The organism is Pseudomonas sp. FA117, assembly GCF_057370475.1.
The window spans coordinates 5,310,454-5,328,097 of record NZ_CM170675.1 but is presented as its reverse complement, the minus strand read 5'-3'; the positions used below and the strand labels follow the sequence as shown (position 1 = coordinate 5,328,097).

Genomic DNA, 17,644 nt, shown 5'->3' with positions numbered 1-17,644 from the left:
CCAGGAAAAATTGAGGTTTTTGCAGGCCCCTGTGGGAGCGCAGCGGACTTTTCAGCCGATTCATTTCACCGCTCCGAACGACAGCCCACGCACCAGCTGCTTCTGGCTGATCCAGCCGAAGATCAGGATCGGCGCGCAGGCCAGGGTCGAGACGGCCGAGAGCTTGGCCCAGAACAGGCCCTCGGGGCTGGAGTAGGAGGCCACCAGCGCGGTCAGCGGGGCGGCGGCCGAGGAGGTCAGGTTGAGCGACCAGAACGCCTCGTTCCAGCACAGGATCAGCGACAGCAGCACGGTCGAGGCCAGGCCGCCACGGGCGATCGGCAGCAGCACGCGGAGGATTTCCTGCCAGGTGCCGGCGCCGTCCAGGCGCGCCGCCTCGAGGATGTCGACGGGGATATCCTTGAAGTAGGTGTACACCATCCACACCACGATCGGCAGGTTGATCAGGGTGTAGACGATGATCAGCGACAGCCGCGAATCGAGCAGGCCGAACTGCTTGGCCAGCAGGTAGATCGGCATCAGCACGCCCACCGGCGGCAGCATCTTGGTCGACAGCATCCACAACAGCGTGCGCTTGGTGTGGCGGGTCTCGAAGAAGGCCATGGAGTAGGCGGCGGGCACCGCGATCAGCATGCACAGCAGGGTCGCGGAGAACGAGATCAGCACCGAGTTCCAGGCGTAGGCGAAGTAGTCGCTGCGCTCGTTGATGTGCAGGTAGTTCTCCAGCGTCGGGTGGAAGATGAACTGCGGCGGCGTGGCGAAGGCGTCGAGTTCCGTCTTGAAGCTGGTCAGCAGCATCCAGAAGATCGGGAAGAAGATCGCCAGGGCAATGCCCCAGCACAGCAGGCCGATCAGCGCATCGCGCAGGCGGCGGGTTTGCTTGAGTGTCAGCATGGCGGGCTCCTCAGCTGCGCTCGGTGAGGTTCTTGCCGATCATGCGCACCAGCACGATGGCAGCGATGTTGGCGATCACCACGGCGATCAGGCCACCGGCCGAGGCCATGCCGACGTCGAACTGCAGCAATGCCTGGTTGTAGATCAGGTAGGCGAGGTTGGTGGACTCGTAGCCCGGCCCGCCGCTGGTGGTGGTGAAGATTTCGGCGAACACCGACAGCAGGAAGATCGTTTCGATCATCACCACCACGGCGATCGGCCGCGCCAGGTGCGGCAGGGTGAGGTGCCAGAAGATCGCCAGCGGGCCTGCACCGTCCAGGCGTGCCGCTTCTTTCTGCTCCTGGTCCAGCGACTGCATGGCGGTCATCAGGATCAGGATGGCGAACGGCAGCCATTGCCACGACACGATCAGGATGATCGACAGCAACGGATAGTGCGCCAGCCAGTCCACCGGCTGCGCACCGAACAGGCGCCAGACCGCCGCGAGGATTCCGGACACCGGGTGGAAGATCAGGTTTTTCCACAGCAGCGCGCTGACCGTGGGCATGATGAAGAACGGCGAGATCAGCAGCACCCGCACCACGCCGCGGCCCCAGAACTCGCCGGCCTCCAGCAGCGCGGCGATGAGCACGCCGAACACTACGCTGATCGCCAGCACGCTGCCGACCAGGGTCAGGGTATTCAGGGCACCGGGCAGAAAGCCTGCGTCGGTGACGAAGAAGCTGAAGTTCTCCAGGCCGACGAAGTCGTTCTCGCCGGGGTACAGCAGGTTGTAGCGGATCAGCGAGAAATACAGGGTCATGCCCAGGGGCACGATCATCCATAACAGCAGCAGCGCCACCGAAGGGCTGACCAGGAACCAGCCGGGGCCGACACGGCGTTTGCCGGGGCGCGCGGGGGCGTGGGTCGGGGTGTCGAGGGCCGAGGTGTTCATGACGACTCCGTGTACGGCAGTAAGGGGCGAGCAGCCGGCCACCAGCACGCCGAGGGCGGCGTGCTGGCGACCAGGGTTCGGTCTACTTGGGGTAGCCGGCGCGTTTCATCTCGCGTTCGGTGGACGACTGGGCGGCAGCCAGTGCCTGTTCAGGCTTCATCTGGCCGGTCAGGGCGGCGGAGAACAGCTTGCCGACCTGGGTGCCGATGGCCTGGAACTCAGGGATGGTCACCAGCTGGATACCCACGTAGGGCACCGGCTTGAGGGTCGGGTGGTTGGGGTCGACCTTCTTCAGCGACTCCAGCGTGACCTTGGCGAACGGTGCAGCCTGCAGGTAGGCCTCGCTGTAGGTGGAGGCGCGGGTGCCCGGCGGCACGTTGGCCACGCCTTCCTTGTCGGCGACCAGCTGGCCATAGGCCTGGGAGGTGGCCCAGGTGCTGAAGGTCCTGGCTGCGTCCTTGGACCTGGAGCTGGTGGGGATCGCCAGCGCCCATGAGTACAGCCAGGTCGCGCCCTTGTCGGTGACTTCCTTCGGCGCGAAGGTGAAGCCTACGTCGTCGACGACCTTGCTCTGGCTCTTGTCGGTGACGAACGAACCGGCGACGCTGGCATCGACCCACATCGCGCACTTGCTGCTGTTGAACAGCGCCAGGTTCTCGTTGAAGCCGTTGCTGGAGGCACCGGGCGGGCCGTACTGCTTCATGGTGTCGACGTAGAAGTTCAGCGCCTTGGTCCATTCGCTGCCGGTGAACTCCGGCTGCCACTGCTCGTTGAACCAGCGGGCGCCGAAGGCATTGGCCAGGGTGCCGATCAGCGCCATGTTCTCGCCCCAGCCGGCCTTGCCACGCAGGCAGATGCCGTACTGGCCGGCGTCAGGCTTGTTGAGCTTGGCGGCGAACTCGCCAAGTTGGGTCCAGGTCGGCTGCTCGGGCATCTGCAGGCCGGCTTGCTGGAACAGGTCCTTGCGGTAGTAGGTGATCGAGGCTTCGGCGTAGAAGGGCAGGGCGTACAGCGTGCCCTTGACCGACAAGCCGTCGCGCACCGAGGGGAACACGTCGTCGAGCTGGTAGTCGGCGGGCAGGTCCTTCATAGGCTCCAGCCAGCCCTTGGCACCCCAGAGGGCCGCTTCGTACATGCCGATGGTGAGCACGTCGAACTGACCGCCCTGGGTGGCGATATCGGTGGTCAGGCGTTGACGCAGGACGTTTTCTTCGAGCACCACCCACTTGAGCTTGATGTCCGGGTGCTGTTCCTCGAACACCTTGGACAGCCGCTGCATGCGGATCATGTCGTTGTTGTTGACGGTGGCAATGGTCAGGGTTTCGGCAGCCTGGGCAAACACCGGCAGGCTAAGGCAGGCAACGGCCACACAGGCCTTGATCGAGTCGTTCATCGGTGAACTCCTCTTCCGGGCCGCAGGACGGCGCGGAAGTCTCTATTGTTTTTTTTGTGTCGCTGGTTGCCGATTACACTCCTGCATCGTCAATGCAACAAAGCCTCGACTGCACGCAGGCCGATACTTTTTTGCACTGGGGGTCGAGCCGTGTGACGCACTGCTCAAACGTTTCAGGAAAGGTTCTGCTCGGTCAGGCGCTGGGTCACCAGGCTGCGGTAGCCGGAGGGCGTCATGCCCTTGAGCTGCTGGAAACGCCGGTTGAAATTGGACAGGTTGCTGAAGCCGGACTCGAAGCACACCTCGGTCACCGGCAGGTCGCTGCGCGCCAGCAGCTCGCAGGACTTGCTGATCCGCAGGCGGTTGACGAACTCGACGAAGCCGCGCCCTGCGGCCTGCTTGAAGAAGCGCGAGAAGTAGGTGGGGGTCATGCCCAGGTGTTCGGCGACCTCGTTCTGGGTAAGGTCCTGGGCGTAGTGCTGGAAGATGTAGTCCACCGCGCGGTTGATGCGGTCGACGTTGTGTTCGTCGGCCAGTTGCGAGGAGGTCACGGTGGACAGCAACTGGTAGTCCTCGCAGGCTGCCAGCTGTTCCATCAGGATAAAAAAGTATCCCAGGCGCGTCATGCCGGTACTTTGCGAGATGCGTTGCATCAGCTGCTGGCTCTCGCCGATCAGTCGCGGATCGCGGAATTCGATGCCATAACTGGCCCGGGCGAGCAGCGGTGTCAGCTGATTGAGCTCGGAGAATACCTGGCTGCCTTGCTCGAGCACTTCGTCGGTGAAGTTGACCAGCATGTCGCGGGTGTCGACCACCTCGTCGGCGGCCACCTGGCTGATCCAGTTGTGCGGCAGGTTCGGCCCGGTAAGAAACAGCGTGCCGGGGGCGAAGTTGCCGATGTAGTCGCCGATGAACACCTTGCCGGAGCTGGCGACGATCAGGTGCAGCTCGTATTCCTTGTGGAAATGCCAGCGCACCAGCGGGCTCGGGAAACCATGCTGGCGGTAGATCAGCGAATGGCCTTCGTGGTCGTCCATCAGTTCGTAGGACGGGTCGGTAATCTTGCTGGCTTTGGGCATGGTGAGTGCTTCGAGCAGGGGCGAATACAGCATCCTAGCCAAAATTCGCGTCCTGTAGGAGCGGGTTTACCCGCGAAAGGGCCAGCCCTGCCAACCACAGGCCCCTATCAATTCGGTAAACTCCCACCCCATGACCACCCTACGCTACTTGCAAGCCTACCCCCCGCACCTGCAGGAACAGGTTCGCCAGATGATCGCCAGCGATCGCCTGGGCACCTACCTGCAGCAGCGCTACCCCGCCCGCCACGAGGTGCAGAGCGACAAGGCGCTGTACCTCTACGCCCAGGACTTGCGCCAGCAATACCTGCGCAGCGCGCCGCCGCTGGACAAGGTGCTCTACGACAACCGCCTCGACCTCACCCACCGCGCCCTGGGCCTGAACACGGCGGTGTCGCGGGTGCAGGGTGGCAACCTCAAGGCCAAGAAGGAAATCCGCGTCGCCTCGCTGTTCAAGGAGGCGGCGCCGCAGTTCCTGCGCATGATCGTGGTGCACGAACTGGCGCACCTGCGCGAGCGTGATCACAACAAGGCGTTCTACCAGCTGTGCCAGCATATGGAGCCGGACTACCATCAACTGGAGTTCGACCTGCGTGTCTACCTGACCTGGCGCGAGTTGCCGGGCAATGCATGAGGATGTCGCGAGCATGGACGTGAGCAAGACCAAGAGCAGTTTCTACCGCCGCCTCTACGTGGCCTGGCTGATCGACAGCCAGACCGCCACCAGCGTGCCCGCGCTGATGGAAGCCACCGGCATGCCCAGGCGCACCGCCCAGGACACCATTGCCGCCCTCGCCGACCTGGACATCGTCTGCGAGTTCGAGCAGCAGAGTGGGGCGCGCAACCATGCCGGGCACTACCGCATCCGCGACTGGGGTGCGATCGACAAGCAGTGGATCATCCAGCACCTGCGCCAGGTTCGTGACGTTCTCGGGTATCCGTAAACAGCGTGCCAGCCTGTGCTGTGCTGGGATAGCTTCCATCATTCGGCCAAAATAGAGGCCAAATGACATTATTGCCTGCTGCCGTTGTCCTTTCCCTTGTGTACCCTGCGTTGATCAGCGTGGGGCCCTCAACTGCGAAAGGAACTGAGCATGCGGCCACTGCTTTGCGTTCTGGGATTGACCGCAATGATGTTCATGGCGCCGGCAGTGGCCCAGCCACCGCTGCGCCTGGTGGCCGACAAGTGGCCGCCGTTTTCCGACAGCGCCATGCCGGGCGGTGGTCTGGCGACCAGCATCGTCACCACGGCGCTCACCCGCGCCGGGTACGCCAGCGAGTTCGAGGAAGTGCCCTGGGCGAGGGCGCTGCTGGGGATCGGCGAGGGGCGCTACGACGTACTCATCAATGCCTGGTACAACGAGTCACGTACCCGCCTGGGTGAGTTTTCCGGCGCCTACCTGACCAACCGCATCCGCCTGCTCAAGCGCCAGCGCGAGGCCTTCGGTTTCAAGCGGCTGGTCGATCTGTACCCGTACAGCATCGCCGTGGTGCGTGATTATGCCTACTCACCGGCATTCGATGGCGACAGCCGGCTGAACAAGGTGGCGGTGCGCAATTTCACCTCGGCAATCCGCATGCTGGCTGCTGGACGCGTGGACCTGGCGGTGGAGGACGAATATGTCGCCCGCTACAACCTGCAGCGCGAGCCGGCAGAGGTGTGCGATGCGGTGGACTTTGTCGAGCGGCCGCTGGGCGAGAACAGCCTGCATATCCTGGTCAGCCTGAAGAACCCGGATCACCGGCAGATCGTCGAGCGCTTCGAGCAGGCGATCGAGGCGATGAAGGCCGATGGCAGTTATGCGCGGCTGTTGAGGCAGTATGGCTTGTGACCTGGGTTGTCGGTGCCGGCCTCTTCGCGGGCAAGCCCGCTCCCACAGGGATTGGGCTGGCCTCTGGATTTTAAACAGGACAGTTGCTTACCAGGCAGCGGAGTTCCTGTGGGAGCGGGCTTGCCCGCGAGGAGGGCGACGCGATCCTCAGGCCGGCTCGCCTTCCTTGATCAGGTGCGCCGCCAATGTACGCAAGGGCCCCAGCTGCCGGCAGATCAGCGCCAACTGGCTCTGCACCAGGCGCTGGTGCTCGTCCAGCTCCTCGGGCATCTGTTCCAGCTGGTTGGCCAGGGCTTCTTCCTCATCGCTGTGAATCGCCACCGGCAGCCGCGCCGCCAGGCCATTGGCAATTTCGTCGAGGCTGCGCGCCAGGCTGCTGCCGACCCCATCGATCAACTGCTCGTGCACTTCGGCCGGCAGCGCCGTATCGCGGTGCGCGCCCAGCCCTGACAGGTAGCTGAGCAGGGTGTGCGACAGCACCAGGAAGCGAAAGCCCACGTCCGCCTCCTTGCGGAAGTGCCCTGGCTCCATGAGCATGTTCGACAGTGTGGTCGACAGCGCCGCGTCGGCATTGTGGGCGTTGCGCCGGGCCAGGCGGTAGGCGAGGTCGTCGCGCTTGCCGTTGGCGTACTGCTGCATGATCTGGCGCAGGTACAGGCTGGCGCAGGTCAGGGTATTGGCCAGCACCTTGTTCAGGCGCCGTCCCTGCCAGTCGGGCAGGAACAGGAACACCGCGAGGATCGCGATCAAGGCGCCGACCAGGGTGTCGAACAGGCGTGGAAGGAACAGCCCGTAGCCATCGCCGATCTGGTTGAAGCAGAACAGCACCATCAGCGTGATCGCCGCCGTCGCCAACGTGTAGCGGGTGGTGCGGTTGACGAAGAACACCACGCCTGCGACCACCGCGAACAGCGACTGGATGATCGGATTGGGGAACAGGTCGAACAGCGCCCAGCCCACCGTCAGGCCGATGGCGGTGCCGAAGATCCGCTGCACCAGCTTGCGCCGCGTTGCGCCATAGTTGGGCTGGCAGACGAACAGGGTGGTGAGGATGATCCAGTAGCCTTGGGTGGGGTGGATCAGGTGCACCATGCCGTAGCCGATCGACAGCGCCAGCGGCAGGCGCAGGGCATGGCGGAACAGCAGCGAGGTGGGTGTGAGCTGGGTGCGCAGGCGTTTCCACACCTCCTTGAACGTGCGCGGCGAGCGGTCCAGCAGGCTGCTGTCGCTGGCGTCGGCCAGGCTGTCGGGGTTGCTCGCCGCGCCCAGCAGGCGGTCCAGCGTGGCCAGGTTGGCGGCCAGGGCGCGCAGCGAGCGCAGCAGGCTGCGCCACGCCGGATTGTTCTGGGTGCGCAAGTGCTCCAGCGAGGCGTTGAGGTCTTCCAGGGCCTCGGGGTAACCGCTGGCGAGCACGAACGGCTGGCGCAGGCGGATCGAACGGGCCAGCTCCTGGCACGACGAGCCTTGTTTGCGCAGCAGACGCTGGCAGCGGAACATCACGTCGCTGTGGAAGAACGCCTCGCTCAGGGCGTTGTAGGGGTAGTGCGAGGCACTGACACGCTCGTGGATGTCCTGGGCCAGGAAGTACAGCTTCAGGTAGCGACTGACCTTGGAGTTGGGCTGGCTGTTGCCGACCCGGTGCAGGATGATTTCCTTGGCGGCATTGAGTGCAGCCACCACCTTGCCGTTCTGCTTGGCCAGCTCCAGGCGCGTGGCCTCCACGTCGAGGGTGCGGACCGGTTCGAACAGGCTGGCCTTGAGCTTGAGGTAGCTGCCCAGTTCGTAGAACAGCCTGGCCAGGCTCTGCTGCACCGGCTGGTTGGCAAACAGGGCCTGCCACAGCACCGAGAGCACGCCGTACCACGCCGCACCTGCCACCAGCAGTAGCGGCTCGTGCCAGAAATCGGTGACCACGCCGCCGCGCTGGTCGACACCGATCATGGTGTACACCGAGAGGATCAGCGTCGCCGAGGCGATGGCACCATAGCGCTCGCCAAGGGCACCGAGCATGGTCAGGCCGAAGGCTGCCAGGGCCAGGGAACCGGCGAAGATCCAGGGGTAGGGGAACAGCAGCTCGACCGACAGTGCGGCGATGGCGAAACACACGAGGGTGACGGCCAGCGCGCTGAGGCGGCCTTGCCAGCCGTCATCGGTCTCGGCCAGGGCGCTGGCGATGATGCCGAGGAACAACGGGATGAGCAGGCTCATCTCGTTCTGGTACCAGCACCAGGCCATGGTACCGGTCAGGGCGATGGTCACCCGGATGGCATAGCTGAACTTGTCTTGGCCCCACAAGCGACGCAATGAATGGCGGAACGAGCTCGATGACATAGTGGCCTGCTGGACAGAGTTCGAATGAGGACCTTGGGTAGCAGGTTGACCGACGCTGCTGCGCTGCCCTTCGCGGGCAAGCCCGCTCCTACAGGGCCAGTGCAATCCTGTGGGAGCGGGCTTGCCCGCGAAGGGGGCATAGCGGAGCCGATCAAACCTTCCCGGCACAGACCAGCAAAAAGCGTTCCGTGCTGAAAGGATTCTACTCTAAACGAACTGCGCCGCTGCGTTGGCGGAAGCCCAGGCCCACTGGAAATTGAACCCACCCAGGTGCCCGCTGACGTCCAGCACCTCGCCGATGAAGAACAATCCCGGGCTCTTGAGCGACTCCATGGTCTTGGACGACACCTCGCGGGTGTCGACGCCGCCCAGGGTCACTTCCGCGGTGCGGTAGCCTTCGGTGCCCGCCGGCACCAGTTGCCAGGCCGCGAGCTGCCCGGCGATCTGGGTCAATTCTGCCGGCGTGTACTGCTTCAAGGGTTTCGAAACGAACCACTGTTCGGCCAGCAGAGTCGCCAGCTTGCGGGTGAACACCTCGCCCAGCACGGTCTTCAGCTCGCTGTTGGGGCGTTCGGCCTGCACGCCTTGCAGCCACTCCAGCGCGTCGCGGTCGGGCAACAGGTTGATCTCGAGCGTGTCGCCTGCTTCCCAGTACGAGGAAATCTGCAGGATCGCCGGGCCGCTCAGGCCGCGATGGGTGAACAGCAGGTTCTCGCGAAAGCTGGTGCCGTTGCAGCTGGCGATGCAGTCCAGCGACGTGCCGGACAGCTCGGTGCACAGTGCCTTGAGCTGGGGCTCGGTGATGGTGAACGGCACCAGCGCAGCGCGGGTCGGCAGCAGGGCGTGGCCGAACTGGCGTGCGACCTGATAGCCGAAGCCGGTTGCGCCCAGAGTCGGGATCGACAGGCCGCCGGTGGCGATCACCAGCGACTGGCAGGCGAACGCACCGGCACTGGTCTGCAGGCGATAGCCGCTGTCGGTTTTCTCGATCTGCTCGATGCTGGTGTTCATCCGCAGCTCGGCGCCGGCCTCGTCGCACTCGGCCAGGAGCATGTCGAGGATGTCGCTGGACTTGTTGTCGCAGAACAGCTGGCCGAGCTTCTTCTCGTGATACGGCACGCCGTGCCTGGCCACCAGTTCGATGAAGTCCCACTGGGTGTAGCGGGCCAGCGCAGACTTGCAGAAGTGCGGGTTGTGCGAGAGGAAGTTGGCGGGCTCGGTGTACAGGTTGGTGAAGTTGCAGCGCCCGCCGCCGGACATGAGGATTTTCTTGCCCGGCTTGTTGGCATGGTCGAGCAGCAGCACACGGCGGCCGCGGCGCGCGCTGAGCTGGGCACACATCAGGCCGGCGGCGCCGGCGCCGAGGATGATCACGTCGGTGGAGTGCACGGTGTTACCTCATGGATTGCCGGGTCCGTCGAGCGGCCCATCGCAGGCAAGCCAGCTTCCACCGGGAATGCACTCGGCCTGAGGCCTGTGGAGATCCTGTGGGAGCTGGCTTGCCTGCGATGGGCTGCAAAGCAGCCCCAAAATAGGTCAGATGATACGGACCTTCAGGGCACGCCCCTTGATCTTGCCGCTGTTGAGCCGCTGCATCGCCTGCTTGGCCAACGCCCGCTCGACCGCCACGAAGGCGACGAAGTCGAAGATGGCGATCTTGCCGACCTGCTTGCCGGGAATGCCTGCGTCACCGGTCAGGGCGCCGAGGATGTCGCCTGGGCGCAGTTTGTCCTTGCGCCCGGCACCGATGCACAGGGTGGTCATCGGCGGCAGCAGCGGTTCGCCGCCCTTGCTCTTGAGGTTGTCCAGCTGTTCCCAGCGCAGCGGGCGGTTCTGCAGGTCTTCGATGGCCTGTGCGCGATGCCCTTCGGCCGGTGCCACCAGGCTGATCGCCACGCCTTTCTCGCCCGCGCGGCCGGTGCGGCCGACGCGGTGCACATGGATTTCCGCGTCACGCGCCAGTTCCACGTTGATCACCAGGTCCAGGCCGTCGATGTCCAGGCCACGGGCGGCCACATCGGTGGCCACCAGCACCGAGCTGCTGCGGTTGGCGAACATCGTCAGCACCTGGTCGCGGTCGCGCTGTTCCAGATCACCGTGCAGGGCCTGGGCGACGATGCCCTTGGCGGTCAGGTGGGTGACCAGGTCTTCGCACTGCTGCTTGGTGAAGCAGAACGCCACGCACGACTGCGGGCGGTAGTGGCCCAGGACGCGGGTAACCGCCTCCAGGCGCTGTTGCGGATCGATCTCGATGAAGCGCTGCTCGATCTGGCTGTCAGCGTGCTGGCTCTCGACCTTGACCTGCTGCGGCTTGCGCATGAAGTCGGCGGCCAGTTGCTCGATGCCGGCCGGGTAGGTGGCCGAGAACAGCAGGGTCTGGCGGCGCGACGGGGTCTTGCCGATGATGGCAGCGATGGCGTCGAAGAAGCCCATGTCGAGCATGCGGTCGGCTTCGTCGAGCACCAGGGTATTGAGCCCCTTCAGGTCGAGGGTGCCCTTGTCCAGGTGCTGCTGGATGCGGCCTGGGGTGCCGACGATGATGTGCGCGCCGTGCTCCAGCGAGGCGATCTGCGGGCCCAGCGAGACGCCGCCACAGAGCGTGAGGATCTTGATGTTGTCCTCGGCGCGGGCCAGGCGGCGCAGCTCCTTGGCGACCTGGTCGGCCAGCTCGCGGGTCGGGCACAGCACCAGGGCCTGGCAGCCGAAGAAGCGTGGGTTGATCGGATTGAGCAGGCCGATGCCGAAGGCGGCGGTCTTGCCGCTGCCGGTCTTGGCCTGGGCGATCAGGTCCTGGCCCTTGAGGATGACCGGCAGGCTCTGGGCCTGGATCGGGGTCATCGAGGCATAGCCCAGGGCGTCCAGGTTGGCCAGCATGGCGGCGGACAGCGGCAGGGAGGCGAAAGCGGTGGATTCGGTGGTCACGAGGCAGGCCTGCGTTGCGAAGCGAAAAATGCCGCACAGTCTACCAGCCTCATGGCCATTCGCCCTACGTTTCCACGTGTTCTTCCGGACGACGGGCACGCCTTCCGTCCGTCGGCGACAGTTGCAGGAAGATCGCCGCCGCCAGCATCGCCATCAGGCCGATGGTCAGGAAGGTCAGCTGGAATGCGCCCAGGGTGCTTTCCACGCCATCGGCGCTGCCCGCTGCGGTGAAGCCGCCCAGCAGCGCACCGGCACAGGCCACCCCCAGGCTCAGCGACAGTTGCGCGACCACCGACAGCAGGCTGTTGCCGCTGCTGGCGCTGACATCGTCCAGGTCGATCAGAGTGACCGTGTTCATGGCGGTGAACTGCAGCGAGTTCACCGCGCCCAGCAAGCCCAGTTGCACCAGCAGCAAGGCATAGGGCGTCTGCTCGTCGACCAGCCCCAGGCTGGCCAGCAGCACCCCCAGCAGCAACGTGTTGCCGGTGAGGATGATGCGATAGCCCAGGCGTTCGATCAGCGGCCGGGCCACCGACTTGGCGAGCATGGCCGCCGCTGCCAGGGGAATCATGCTCATCCCTGCCTGCGCCGGCGAGTAGCCCAGCGCCACCTGCAGCAGCAGCGGCACCAGGAAGGGCAGGGCGCCGCTGCCCAGGCGGGCGAACAGGTTGCCAAGGATGCCGATGGCGAAGGTGCGTACGCGGAACAGGCTCGGCGAGAACAGCGGCTCGGGGTCGCGCCCGGCACGCAGCCAGTAGGCGGCAAGGCAGGCCATGCCCGCGAACAGCAGCAACATCACGCGCAGGTGTGGCAGGTGCAACTCGCCCAGGCCCTCCATGGCGATGGTGATCAGCACCATTGCCGCGCCGAAGAGAATGAAGCCCGGACCGTCGAAGGTGGTGCGTTCGCTGCCGCGCAGGTCGGGGATGAACTTCCACACCGCATAGCAGCCCAGCGCACCGACCGGCAGGTTGAGCAGGAAGATCCAGTGCCAGCTGAGGATTTCCACCAGCCAGCCACCGACGGTTGGCCCCAGCAGCGGGCCGAGCAGGCCGGGGATGGTGATGAAACTCATGATCCGCACCAGTTCCGAGCGCGGGTAGGCACGCAGCACCACCAACCGCCCGACCGGCAGCATCAGGGCACCGCCCAGACCCTGGATGACCCGCGCGAAAATCAGGAAGCCCAGGCTGTTGGCCGCCGCGCACAGCAACGAGCCGAAGCTGAACAACAGGATGGCGCCGAAGAAGATGTGCTTGGTGCCGAAGCGGTCCGCGATCCAGCCCGAAGCCGGGATCAGCAGGGCCACGGTGAGCATGTAGGCGATGATCACCCCCTGCATGCGCAGCGGGTCTTCTGCCAGCGAGCGGGCCATGGCCGGCAGCGCAGTGTTGAGAATGGTGCCGTCGAGCGACTGCATGAAGAAGGCGATGGCCACCACCCAGGGGATCCAGCGGGCAGTGATGGGGTCGAGCGGGGTGCGTTCGGGCATGAGGTCTGCATCCTTCAGTGTCAGCCCTTTCGCGTCCAAGCCCACGCCCACGGAGATTGCAATCATCCCTGTGGGAGCGGGCTTGCCCGCGGAAGGGCCGGTCCGGCCAGTCACAATGTCAGCATCAATCCTCTGACCAATGCCCCCGGCAAATTACTCGATCCGGTTTGCCGTTGCCCGTAGGTACTGGTCGACAGGATCAGCTCGCGTTCGCGGGTCAGGTCTTCCAGCTGAGGGCCCAGCAGGTTGTACAGGCTGTCGTCGAAGCGCATGGTGCTGACCGGGCCCTGGATCTGGCCGTTTTCCACCCAGAAGGTGGCGAAGCGGGTCAGGCCGGTCATCCGCGCCGCTGGCAGGTCAGAATAGTTCAGGTACCAGAGATTGCTGATGTACAGCCCGGTGCCCAGGCGGGCGAGGATGTCCTGCGACGCCAGTTCGCCGGCCGCAAGGCTCAGGGCGCAGGGCGATTCGTAGCTGTCGGCGCCATTGCCCGAGAGCTTGAACTCTGCAGCACTGCGGGCACTGACCAGGCGTTCGCGACCGCGCCCTTCGCCGATCAGCAGCAGGTCCTGGCGCGGTGAGCCTTCGTCCGAGAACGCCGGGCTCAGCGAGCCGCTGACCTGCTCCGAGAAGCTGACCCGTGGATCGAGTTGCGTATCGCCGTTGTACAGGCGTTGCAACGGGCTGTTGCCGGTGGCCAGGGCTTGGGCCGAGAAGCCGCCCCAGGCCAGCATGCCGGCGATTTCGTCCATGGCCGCTGGCGCCAGGTAGGCGCGGTAGCTGCCGGGCTTGAGGGTGATAGCCGGACGACCCAGGTACTGCAGCTGTTCGCGGGCCAGCTGCAGGCGGGCGCTGAATGCCTCACCGCTCCAGGTCTGGCCCGCGTAGTTGGCCTTCACGGCCTGGCCGTTGGCGTGGAACAGGCTCCAGTCGAAATTGAAGCTGTTGGCCTGGTGCCAGCCAAAGGCGCCGAACGAGCTGGCAAAGCCCCGGCAGATCGGGCCGGCGGCGTAGATGCCGACCAGGTCGAGGTCGCCGGCCTGCTCCTGGACCAGCGCCAGGACCTCGCTGAAGTCGGGCAGATCCTGTGCCTGCAGGCTGTGGCTGCGCCAGGGGTTTTCATCCAGTTTCAGGTAGGGGTCGGGCGCCAGCAGTGGCAGGGTCTGGCGCAATTGCGCGAGGGCATCGTCCAGGCGCTGGCGGTCGAGCTGCAGGTCATCGCCGAGGGTGAATTGCTGCTCGGCCTGGCGTCCGTCGCGCACCAGACGCAGCAGGGCGCTGGCCTGGGCAACTTCGCCGGCCTGGCGCACCTTGGCATGGTTGAAACGCACGAAGCGCGACTGCTCGGCGCTGTAGCCGAGGGTGAACTGCTCGCCAGGCTGCAGGGCCTCGCGCAGGGCGCCGAGCAGCGCCTCGAAGCGTTGCTGATAGAGGGTACTCATCAGGCGTCTCCTCCGAATACGTCGATCTGGCGGAACACACAGGCTGGCGAGGCGTGGCCGACGCGCACGACCTGGTTGGGTTCGCCCTTGCCGCAGTTGGGGGTGCCGAGTACCTGGAAGGTGCTGCGGTCGCCGACCGCCGACAGGTTGCGCCAGAACTGTGCGGAGATACCCCGGTAGTTGGGGTTCTTCACCACGCCCTTGAGTTCGCCGTTTTCGATCAACTGGCCCCATTCGCAGCCGAACTGGAACTTGTTGCGCGCATCGTCAATGGACCAGGAGCGGTTGGTGCGCATCAGGATGCCGTGTTCGATGCCCTTGACGAGCTGTTCGAGCGACTGGTCGCCAGGTTCGATGTTGAGGTTGGCCATGCGGTCGATCGGGGCACGGTTCCAGCCGCAGGCGCGGCTGTTGGCCACGCCGTCGAGCCCGGAGCGGAACTGCGACAGCGCGCCGCCCAGCGGGCGCAGCAGCTTGCCTTCGCGAATCAGGAACTGCTTGCTTGCCGCAGTGCCGTCGTCATCGAAGCTGTAGCTGGCCAGTTCTTCGTCGATGGTCGGGTCGAAGGTCACGTTCAGCAGCGGCGAGCCGTATTGCAGCTGGCCGAGGTCGCCGGCCTTGACGAAGCTGGTGCCGGCGTAGTTGCGCTCGTCGCCGAGGATGCGGTCCATCTCCAGCGGATGGCCGATGGACTCGTGGATCTGCAGCATCATCTGGTCGGGCATCAGCAGCAGGTCGCGGACACCGCTCGGGGTGTTGGGCGCCAACAGCAGTTGCAGGGCTTCGTCGGCCACGCGCCGGGCGGCGCCGACCAGTCCGCAACGCTGGACCACTTCGAAGCCACCCTGCTGACCGAAGTTTTCCCGACCGAGGCTGCGGCTCTGGCTGTCCTGGCCATCGCTGGCGGTGACGCCCAGCCCGGGGAAGACGAAGCGCTGCGCGTGGCGCAGTTCGGCGCCGGCGGAGTTCAGGTAGGTCTGCTCGACCAGGGTGATGGACAGGCTTGCCTGCCAGTCTACCAGGCGGCTGTCGCTGGGCACGCTGGCCGATTCGGCGGCGAGCAGGTCGAGGCACTCGGCAAGGTTGGGCAACGCCTGCTCGAAGTTGGGCGAGACATGGTCGTGGCGGGCTTCAGGCACCGGCTGGGCGCTGAGGTCGAGCAGGCTGTGCGCGGCGATCTGCCGGGCCAGGGCCTCGGCCTGTTCGAGGGCGCGTTGCAGGCCATCCTGCGACAGGTCGGCGGTGGCGGCATAGGCCTCGACGCCGTTCAGGCGCACGGTGAGCATCGCGCCCTGGTCCTGGTTGAAGAACGGCGGTTCGGCGACGTTGCGCCGTACCGACAGCGATTGGTGCGATTGCTTCACATGGCGAAGCGAGAACAGTTCGGCCGTGCTGCGCAGCGCGGCGAAGCGCTGGCGCAGCAGGGCGCTGGAATCGAACATGCGGGAACCTCCGTTGCGCGGTGGCTCCCCCTAGAACCACCCCTCTTGCATGCCCAGGCAGGTGTCGTCGCGTGCCTCGAGCAGTGCGAGCTCAGTATGGCAGCCCGGCACCTCCCAAGTCAGGAAATAACGCGCCGCCTGCAGCTTGCCCCGGTAGAAGTCGCGGTCCGTCTCAACCCCCTTCATCAGCCCGAGCTCAGCGTGGATCGCCTGTTCCAGCCAGCGCCAGCCGATCACGCAGTGGCCGAACACCTTGAGGTACAGCGCCGAGTTGGCCAGCGCCCCGGCAACCTTGCCCTGGGCCAGGTCACCGAGCAGCGCCAGGGTCACGGCCTGCAGGCGGTTCACCAGTTGCTCCAGCGGCTGGCGCAGGGCGTCGAGGTTGGGGTGATGGCTGGCGCGCTCGGCGGTGGCGGCGATCAGGCGGATCAGTTGCTTGAGCCCGGCGCCGCCGTTCTGCGCCAGCTTGCGCCCGAGCAGGTCGAGCGACTGGATGCCTTCGGTGCCCTCGTGGATCGGGTTCAGGCGGTTGTCGCGATAGTACTGTTCCACCGGGTATTCGCGGGTGTAGCCGTGGCCGCCGAGGATCTGGATCGCCAGTTCGTTGGCCTTGAGGCAGAACGCCGAAGGCCAGGACTTGACGATCGGGGTGAGCAGGTCGAGCAACTCCTGAGCCTGGGCGCACGAGGCTTCATCGGCGGTGTGGGTGTCGTCGAACAGTCGCGCGGCGTACAACCCAAGGTCGAAGGCGCCTTCGACGTAAGCTTTCTGCATCAGCAGCATGCGCCGCACATCGGCGTGCTCGATGATCGGTACGGCCGGGCTGTGTGGATCCTTGTTGTCCACCTGACGGCCTTGCGGGCGCTGGCGGGCATAGTCCAGTGAATACAGGTAGCCGGCATAGCCGAGCATCACCGCACCCATGCCGACGCCGATCCGCGCCTCGTTCATCATCTGGAACATGCACGCCAGGCCCTGGTGTGGTTTGCCGACCAGATAGCCGACGCACTGCCCATTGTCACCGAAGTTCAGCGCCGTTGAGGTGGTGCCACGCCAGCCCATCTTGTGGAACAGCCCGGCCAGCAACACATCGTTGCGTGCACCTAGGCTGCCGTCGGTGTTGACCAGATGCTTGGGCACGATGAACAGCGAAATGCCCTTCACACCGGGCGGTGCGTCCGGCAGCTTGGCCAGGACCATGTGCACGATGTTCTCCGACAGCTCGTGATCGCCCCCGGAAATGAAGATCTTGTTGCCCTTGAGTCGGTAACTGCCGTCGCCTGCGGGCTCTGCGCGGGTGCGAATGTCGGCCAGCGACGAGCCGGCGTGGGGTTCGGTCAGGGCCATGGTGCCGAAGTAGCGGCCCTCGATCATCGGCTGCAGGAACAGGCGCTTCTGTTCGTCGCTGCCAAAGCTCTCGATCAGGTTGGCCGCGCCCATGGTCAGGAAGGGGTAGGCCGTGGTCCCGGCGTTGGCGGCCTGGAAGTGGGCGAAGCAGGCCTGCGAGACCAGGCTCGGCAACTGCATGCCGCCGACGTCGAAGTCGCGGTTGGCGTTGAGAAAACCCGCCTCGAGGAAGGCCTCCACCGCAGGCTTGACCTCGGCAATCAACTCGGCGCGGCCGTCGACATAACGCGGCTCGTGCTCGTCGCCCTTGCGGTTGTGCGGGGCGAAGTACTTCTCGGCAATGGTGCGGGCAGTACCGAGCGCTGCGTCGAAGGTCTCGCGGTTGTGCTCGGCGAAGCGCGGGCGCTGGGTCAGGGCCTCGGCGTCGAGGACTTCGTAGAGTTCGAAGGCGAGGTTGCGGCTGCTGAGGAGGGACTCGGGCATGGCGGCGTTCCTGGTTCGGGATGCCGCGAGTCTAGGTGGGATGGGGGAGGATGCGA

The 17,644-nt window shown here is 65.4% G+C and carries 14 protein-coding genes; 3 read left to right on the top strand and 11 right to left on the bottom strand.

Going from position 1 to position 17,644, the window contains the following annotated elements; all coding sequences use genetic code 11:
- Window positions 1-60 precede the first annotated feature (60 nt).
- The 4 genes from AC1TXO_RS24470 to AC1TXO_RS24455 form a co-directional block, all read right to left on the bottom strand.
- Window positions 61-894, bottom strand: coding sequence for a carbohydrate ABC transporter permease (locus AC1TXO_RS24470; protein ID WP_063546497.1), 834 nt, complete (start codon window positions 892-894; stop codon window positions 61-63).
- A gap of 10 nt (window positions 895-904) precedes the next feature.
- A complete protein-coding gene (locus AC1TXO_RS24465) occupies window positions 905-1,828 on the bottom strand; it encodes a carbohydrate ABC transporter permease (protein WP_486404111.1) in 924 nt (307 codons plus the stop codon).
- Between the two features lie 82 nt (window positions 1,829-1,910).
- Window positions 1,911-3,221, bottom strand: coding sequence for an ABC transporter substrate-binding protein (locus tag AC1TXO_RS24460; RefSeq protein ID WP_486404110.1), 1,311 nt, complete (start codon window positions 3,219-3,221; stop codon window positions 1,911-1,913).
- A gap of 173 nt (window positions 3,222-3,394) precedes the next feature.
- Window positions 3,395-4,300, bottom strand: a complete 906-nt coding sequence (locus tag AC1TXO_RS24455; protein ID WP_486406902.1) for a helix-turn-helix domain-containing protein — start codon at window positions 4,298-4,300, stop codon at window positions 3,395-3,397.
- Window positions 4,301-4,430: 130 nt separating this feature from the next.
- Between AC1TXO_RS24455 and AC1TXO_RS24450 the strand changes: the two genes are divergently transcribed.
- The 3 genes from AC1TXO_RS24450 (at window position 4,431) to AC1TXO_RS24440 (ending at window position 6,129) form a co-directional block, all read left to right on the top strand.
- Window positions 4,431-4,931 (top strand): M48 metallopeptidase family protein, encoded by a 501-nt coding sequence (locus AC1TXO_RS24450; RefSeq protein WP_486404109.1) that lies wholly within the window; start codon window positions 4,431-4,433, stop codon window positions 4,929-4,931.
- A 13-nt stretch (window positions 4,932-4,944) separates the two neighbouring features.
- Window positions 4,945-5,241, top strand: a complete 297-nt coding sequence (locus AC1TXO_RS24445) for a winged helix-turn-helix domain-containing protein (protein ID WP_486404108.1) — start codon at window positions 4,945-4,947, stop codon at window positions 5,239-5,241.
- Between the two features lie 150 nt (window positions 5,242-5,391).
- A complete protein-coding gene (locus AC1TXO_RS24440; protein WP_486404107.1) occupies window positions 5,392-6,129 on the top strand; it encodes a substrate-binding periplasmic protein in 738 nt (245 codons plus the stop codon).
- Between the two features lie 147 nt (window positions 6,130-6,276).
- On the opposite strand, the gene yccS is transcribed toward AC1TXO_RS24440, so the two are convergent.
- From yccS to AC1TXO_RS24405, 7 genes are all read right to left on the bottom strand, one after another.
- Complete coding sequence (gene yccS / locus AC1TXO_RS24435; protein ID WP_486404106.1) at window positions 6,277-8,460, bottom strand: YccS family putative transporter; 2,184 nt, start codon at window positions 8,458-8,460, stop codon at window positions 6,277-6,279.
- Window positions 8,461-8,667: 207 nt separating this feature from the next.
- Complete coding sequence (locus AC1TXO_RS24430) at window positions 8,668-9,849, bottom strand: BaiN/RdsA family NAD(P)/FAD-dependent oxidoreductase (protein ID WP_486404105.1); 1,182 nt, start codon at window positions 9,847-9,849, stop codon at window positions 8,668-8,670.
- A 147-nt stretch (window positions 9,850-9,996) separates the two neighbouring features.
- Window positions 9,997-11,334: an ATP-dependent RNA helicase DbpA gene (gene dbpA / locus AC1TXO_RS24425; RefSeq protein ID WP_486406901.1), complete on the bottom strand. Its 1,338-nt coding sequence runs from the start codon at window positions 11,332-11,334 to the stop codon at window positions 9,997-9,999.
- A gap of 112 nt (window positions 11,335-11,446) precedes the next feature.
- On the bottom strand, window positions 11,447-12,874 hold the full coding sequence (gene mdtD, locus AC1TXO_RS24420; RefSeq protein WP_486404104.1) for a multidrug transporter subunit MdtD: 1,428 nt from the start codon (window positions 12,872-12,874) through the stop codon (window positions 11,447-11,449).
- A gap of 110 nt (window positions 12,875-12,984) precedes the next feature.
- A complete protein-coding gene (locus AC1TXO_RS24415; RefSeq protein ID WP_486404103.1) occupies window positions 12,985-14,316 on the bottom strand; it encodes a TldD/PmbA family protein in 1,332 nt (443 codons plus the stop codon).
- Window positions 14,316-15,758 (bottom strand): TldD/PmbA family protein, encoded by a 1,443-nt coding sequence (locus AC1TXO_RS24410; RefSeq protein WP_486404102.1) that lies wholly within the window; start codon window positions 15,756-15,758, stop codon window positions 14,316-14,318. Before AC1TXO_RS24410 ends, AC1TXO_RS24415 begins: the two co-directional genes overlap by 1 nt.
- A 30-nt stretch (window positions 15,759-15,788) precedes the next feature.
- Entirely contained in the window at window positions 15,789-17,588 is a 1,800-nt protein-coding gene (locus tag AC1TXO_RS24405) for an acyl-CoA dehydrogenase (RefSeq protein ID WP_486404101.1), read from the bottom strand.
- Between the last annotated feature and the right edge of the window lie 56 nt (window positions 17,589-17,644).

Bases quoted from the DNA above. Each gene is read 5' to 3' on its own strand.
- AC1TXO_RS24470 (WP_063546497.1), bottom strand. From the start codon at position 894: ATGCTGACACTCAAGCAAACCCGCCGCCTGCGCGATGCGCTGATCGGC.
- AC1TXO_RS24465 (WP_486404111.1), bottom strand. From the start codon at position 1,828: ATGAACACCTCGGCCCTCGACACCCCGACCCACGCCCCCGCGCGCCCC.
- AC1TXO_RS24460 (WP_486404110.1), bottom strand. From the start codon at position 3,221: ATGAACGACTCGATCAAGGCCTGTGTGGCCGTTGCCTGCCTTAGCCTG.
- AC1TXO_RS24455 (WP_486406902.1), bottom strand. From the start codon at position 4,300: ATGCCCAAAGCCAGCAAGATTACCGACCCGTCCTACGAACTGATGGAC.
- AC1TXO_RS24450 (WP_486404109.1), top strand. From the start codon at position 4,431: ATGACCACCCTACGCTACTTGCAAGCCTACCCCCCGCACCTGCAGGAA.
- AC1TXO_RS24445 (WP_486404108.1), top strand. From the start codon at position 4,945: ATGGACGTGAGCAAGACCAAGAGCAGTTTCTACCGCCGCCTCTACGTG.
- AC1TXO_RS24440 (WP_486404107.1), top strand. From the start codon at position 5,392: ATGCGGCCACTGCTTTGCGTTCTGGGATTGACCGCAATGATGTTCATG.
- yccS (WP_486404106.1), bottom strand. From the start codon at position 8,460: ATGTCATCGAGCTCGTTCCGCCATTCATTGCGTCGCTTGTGGGGCCAA.
- dbpA (WP_486406901.1), bottom strand. From the start codon at position 11,334: ATGCTGGCCAACCTGGACGCCCTGGGCTATGCCTCGATGACCCCGATC.
- mdtD (WP_486404104.1), bottom strand. From the start codon at position 12,874: ATGCCCGAACGCACCCCGCTCGACCCCATCACTGCCCGCTGGATCCCC.
- AC1TXO_RS24415 (WP_486404103.1), bottom strand. From the start codon at position 14,316: ATGAGTACCCTCTATCAGCAACGCTTCGAGGCGCTGCTCGGCGCCCTG.
- AC1TXO_RS24410 (WP_486404102.1), bottom strand. From the start codon at position 15,758: ATGTTCGATTCCAGCGCCCTGCTGCGCCAGCGCTTCGCCGCGCTGCGC.
- AC1TXO_RS24405 (WP_486404101.1), bottom strand. From the start codon at position 17,588: ATGCCCGAGTCCCTCCTCAGCAGCCGCAACCTCGCCTTCGAACTCTAC.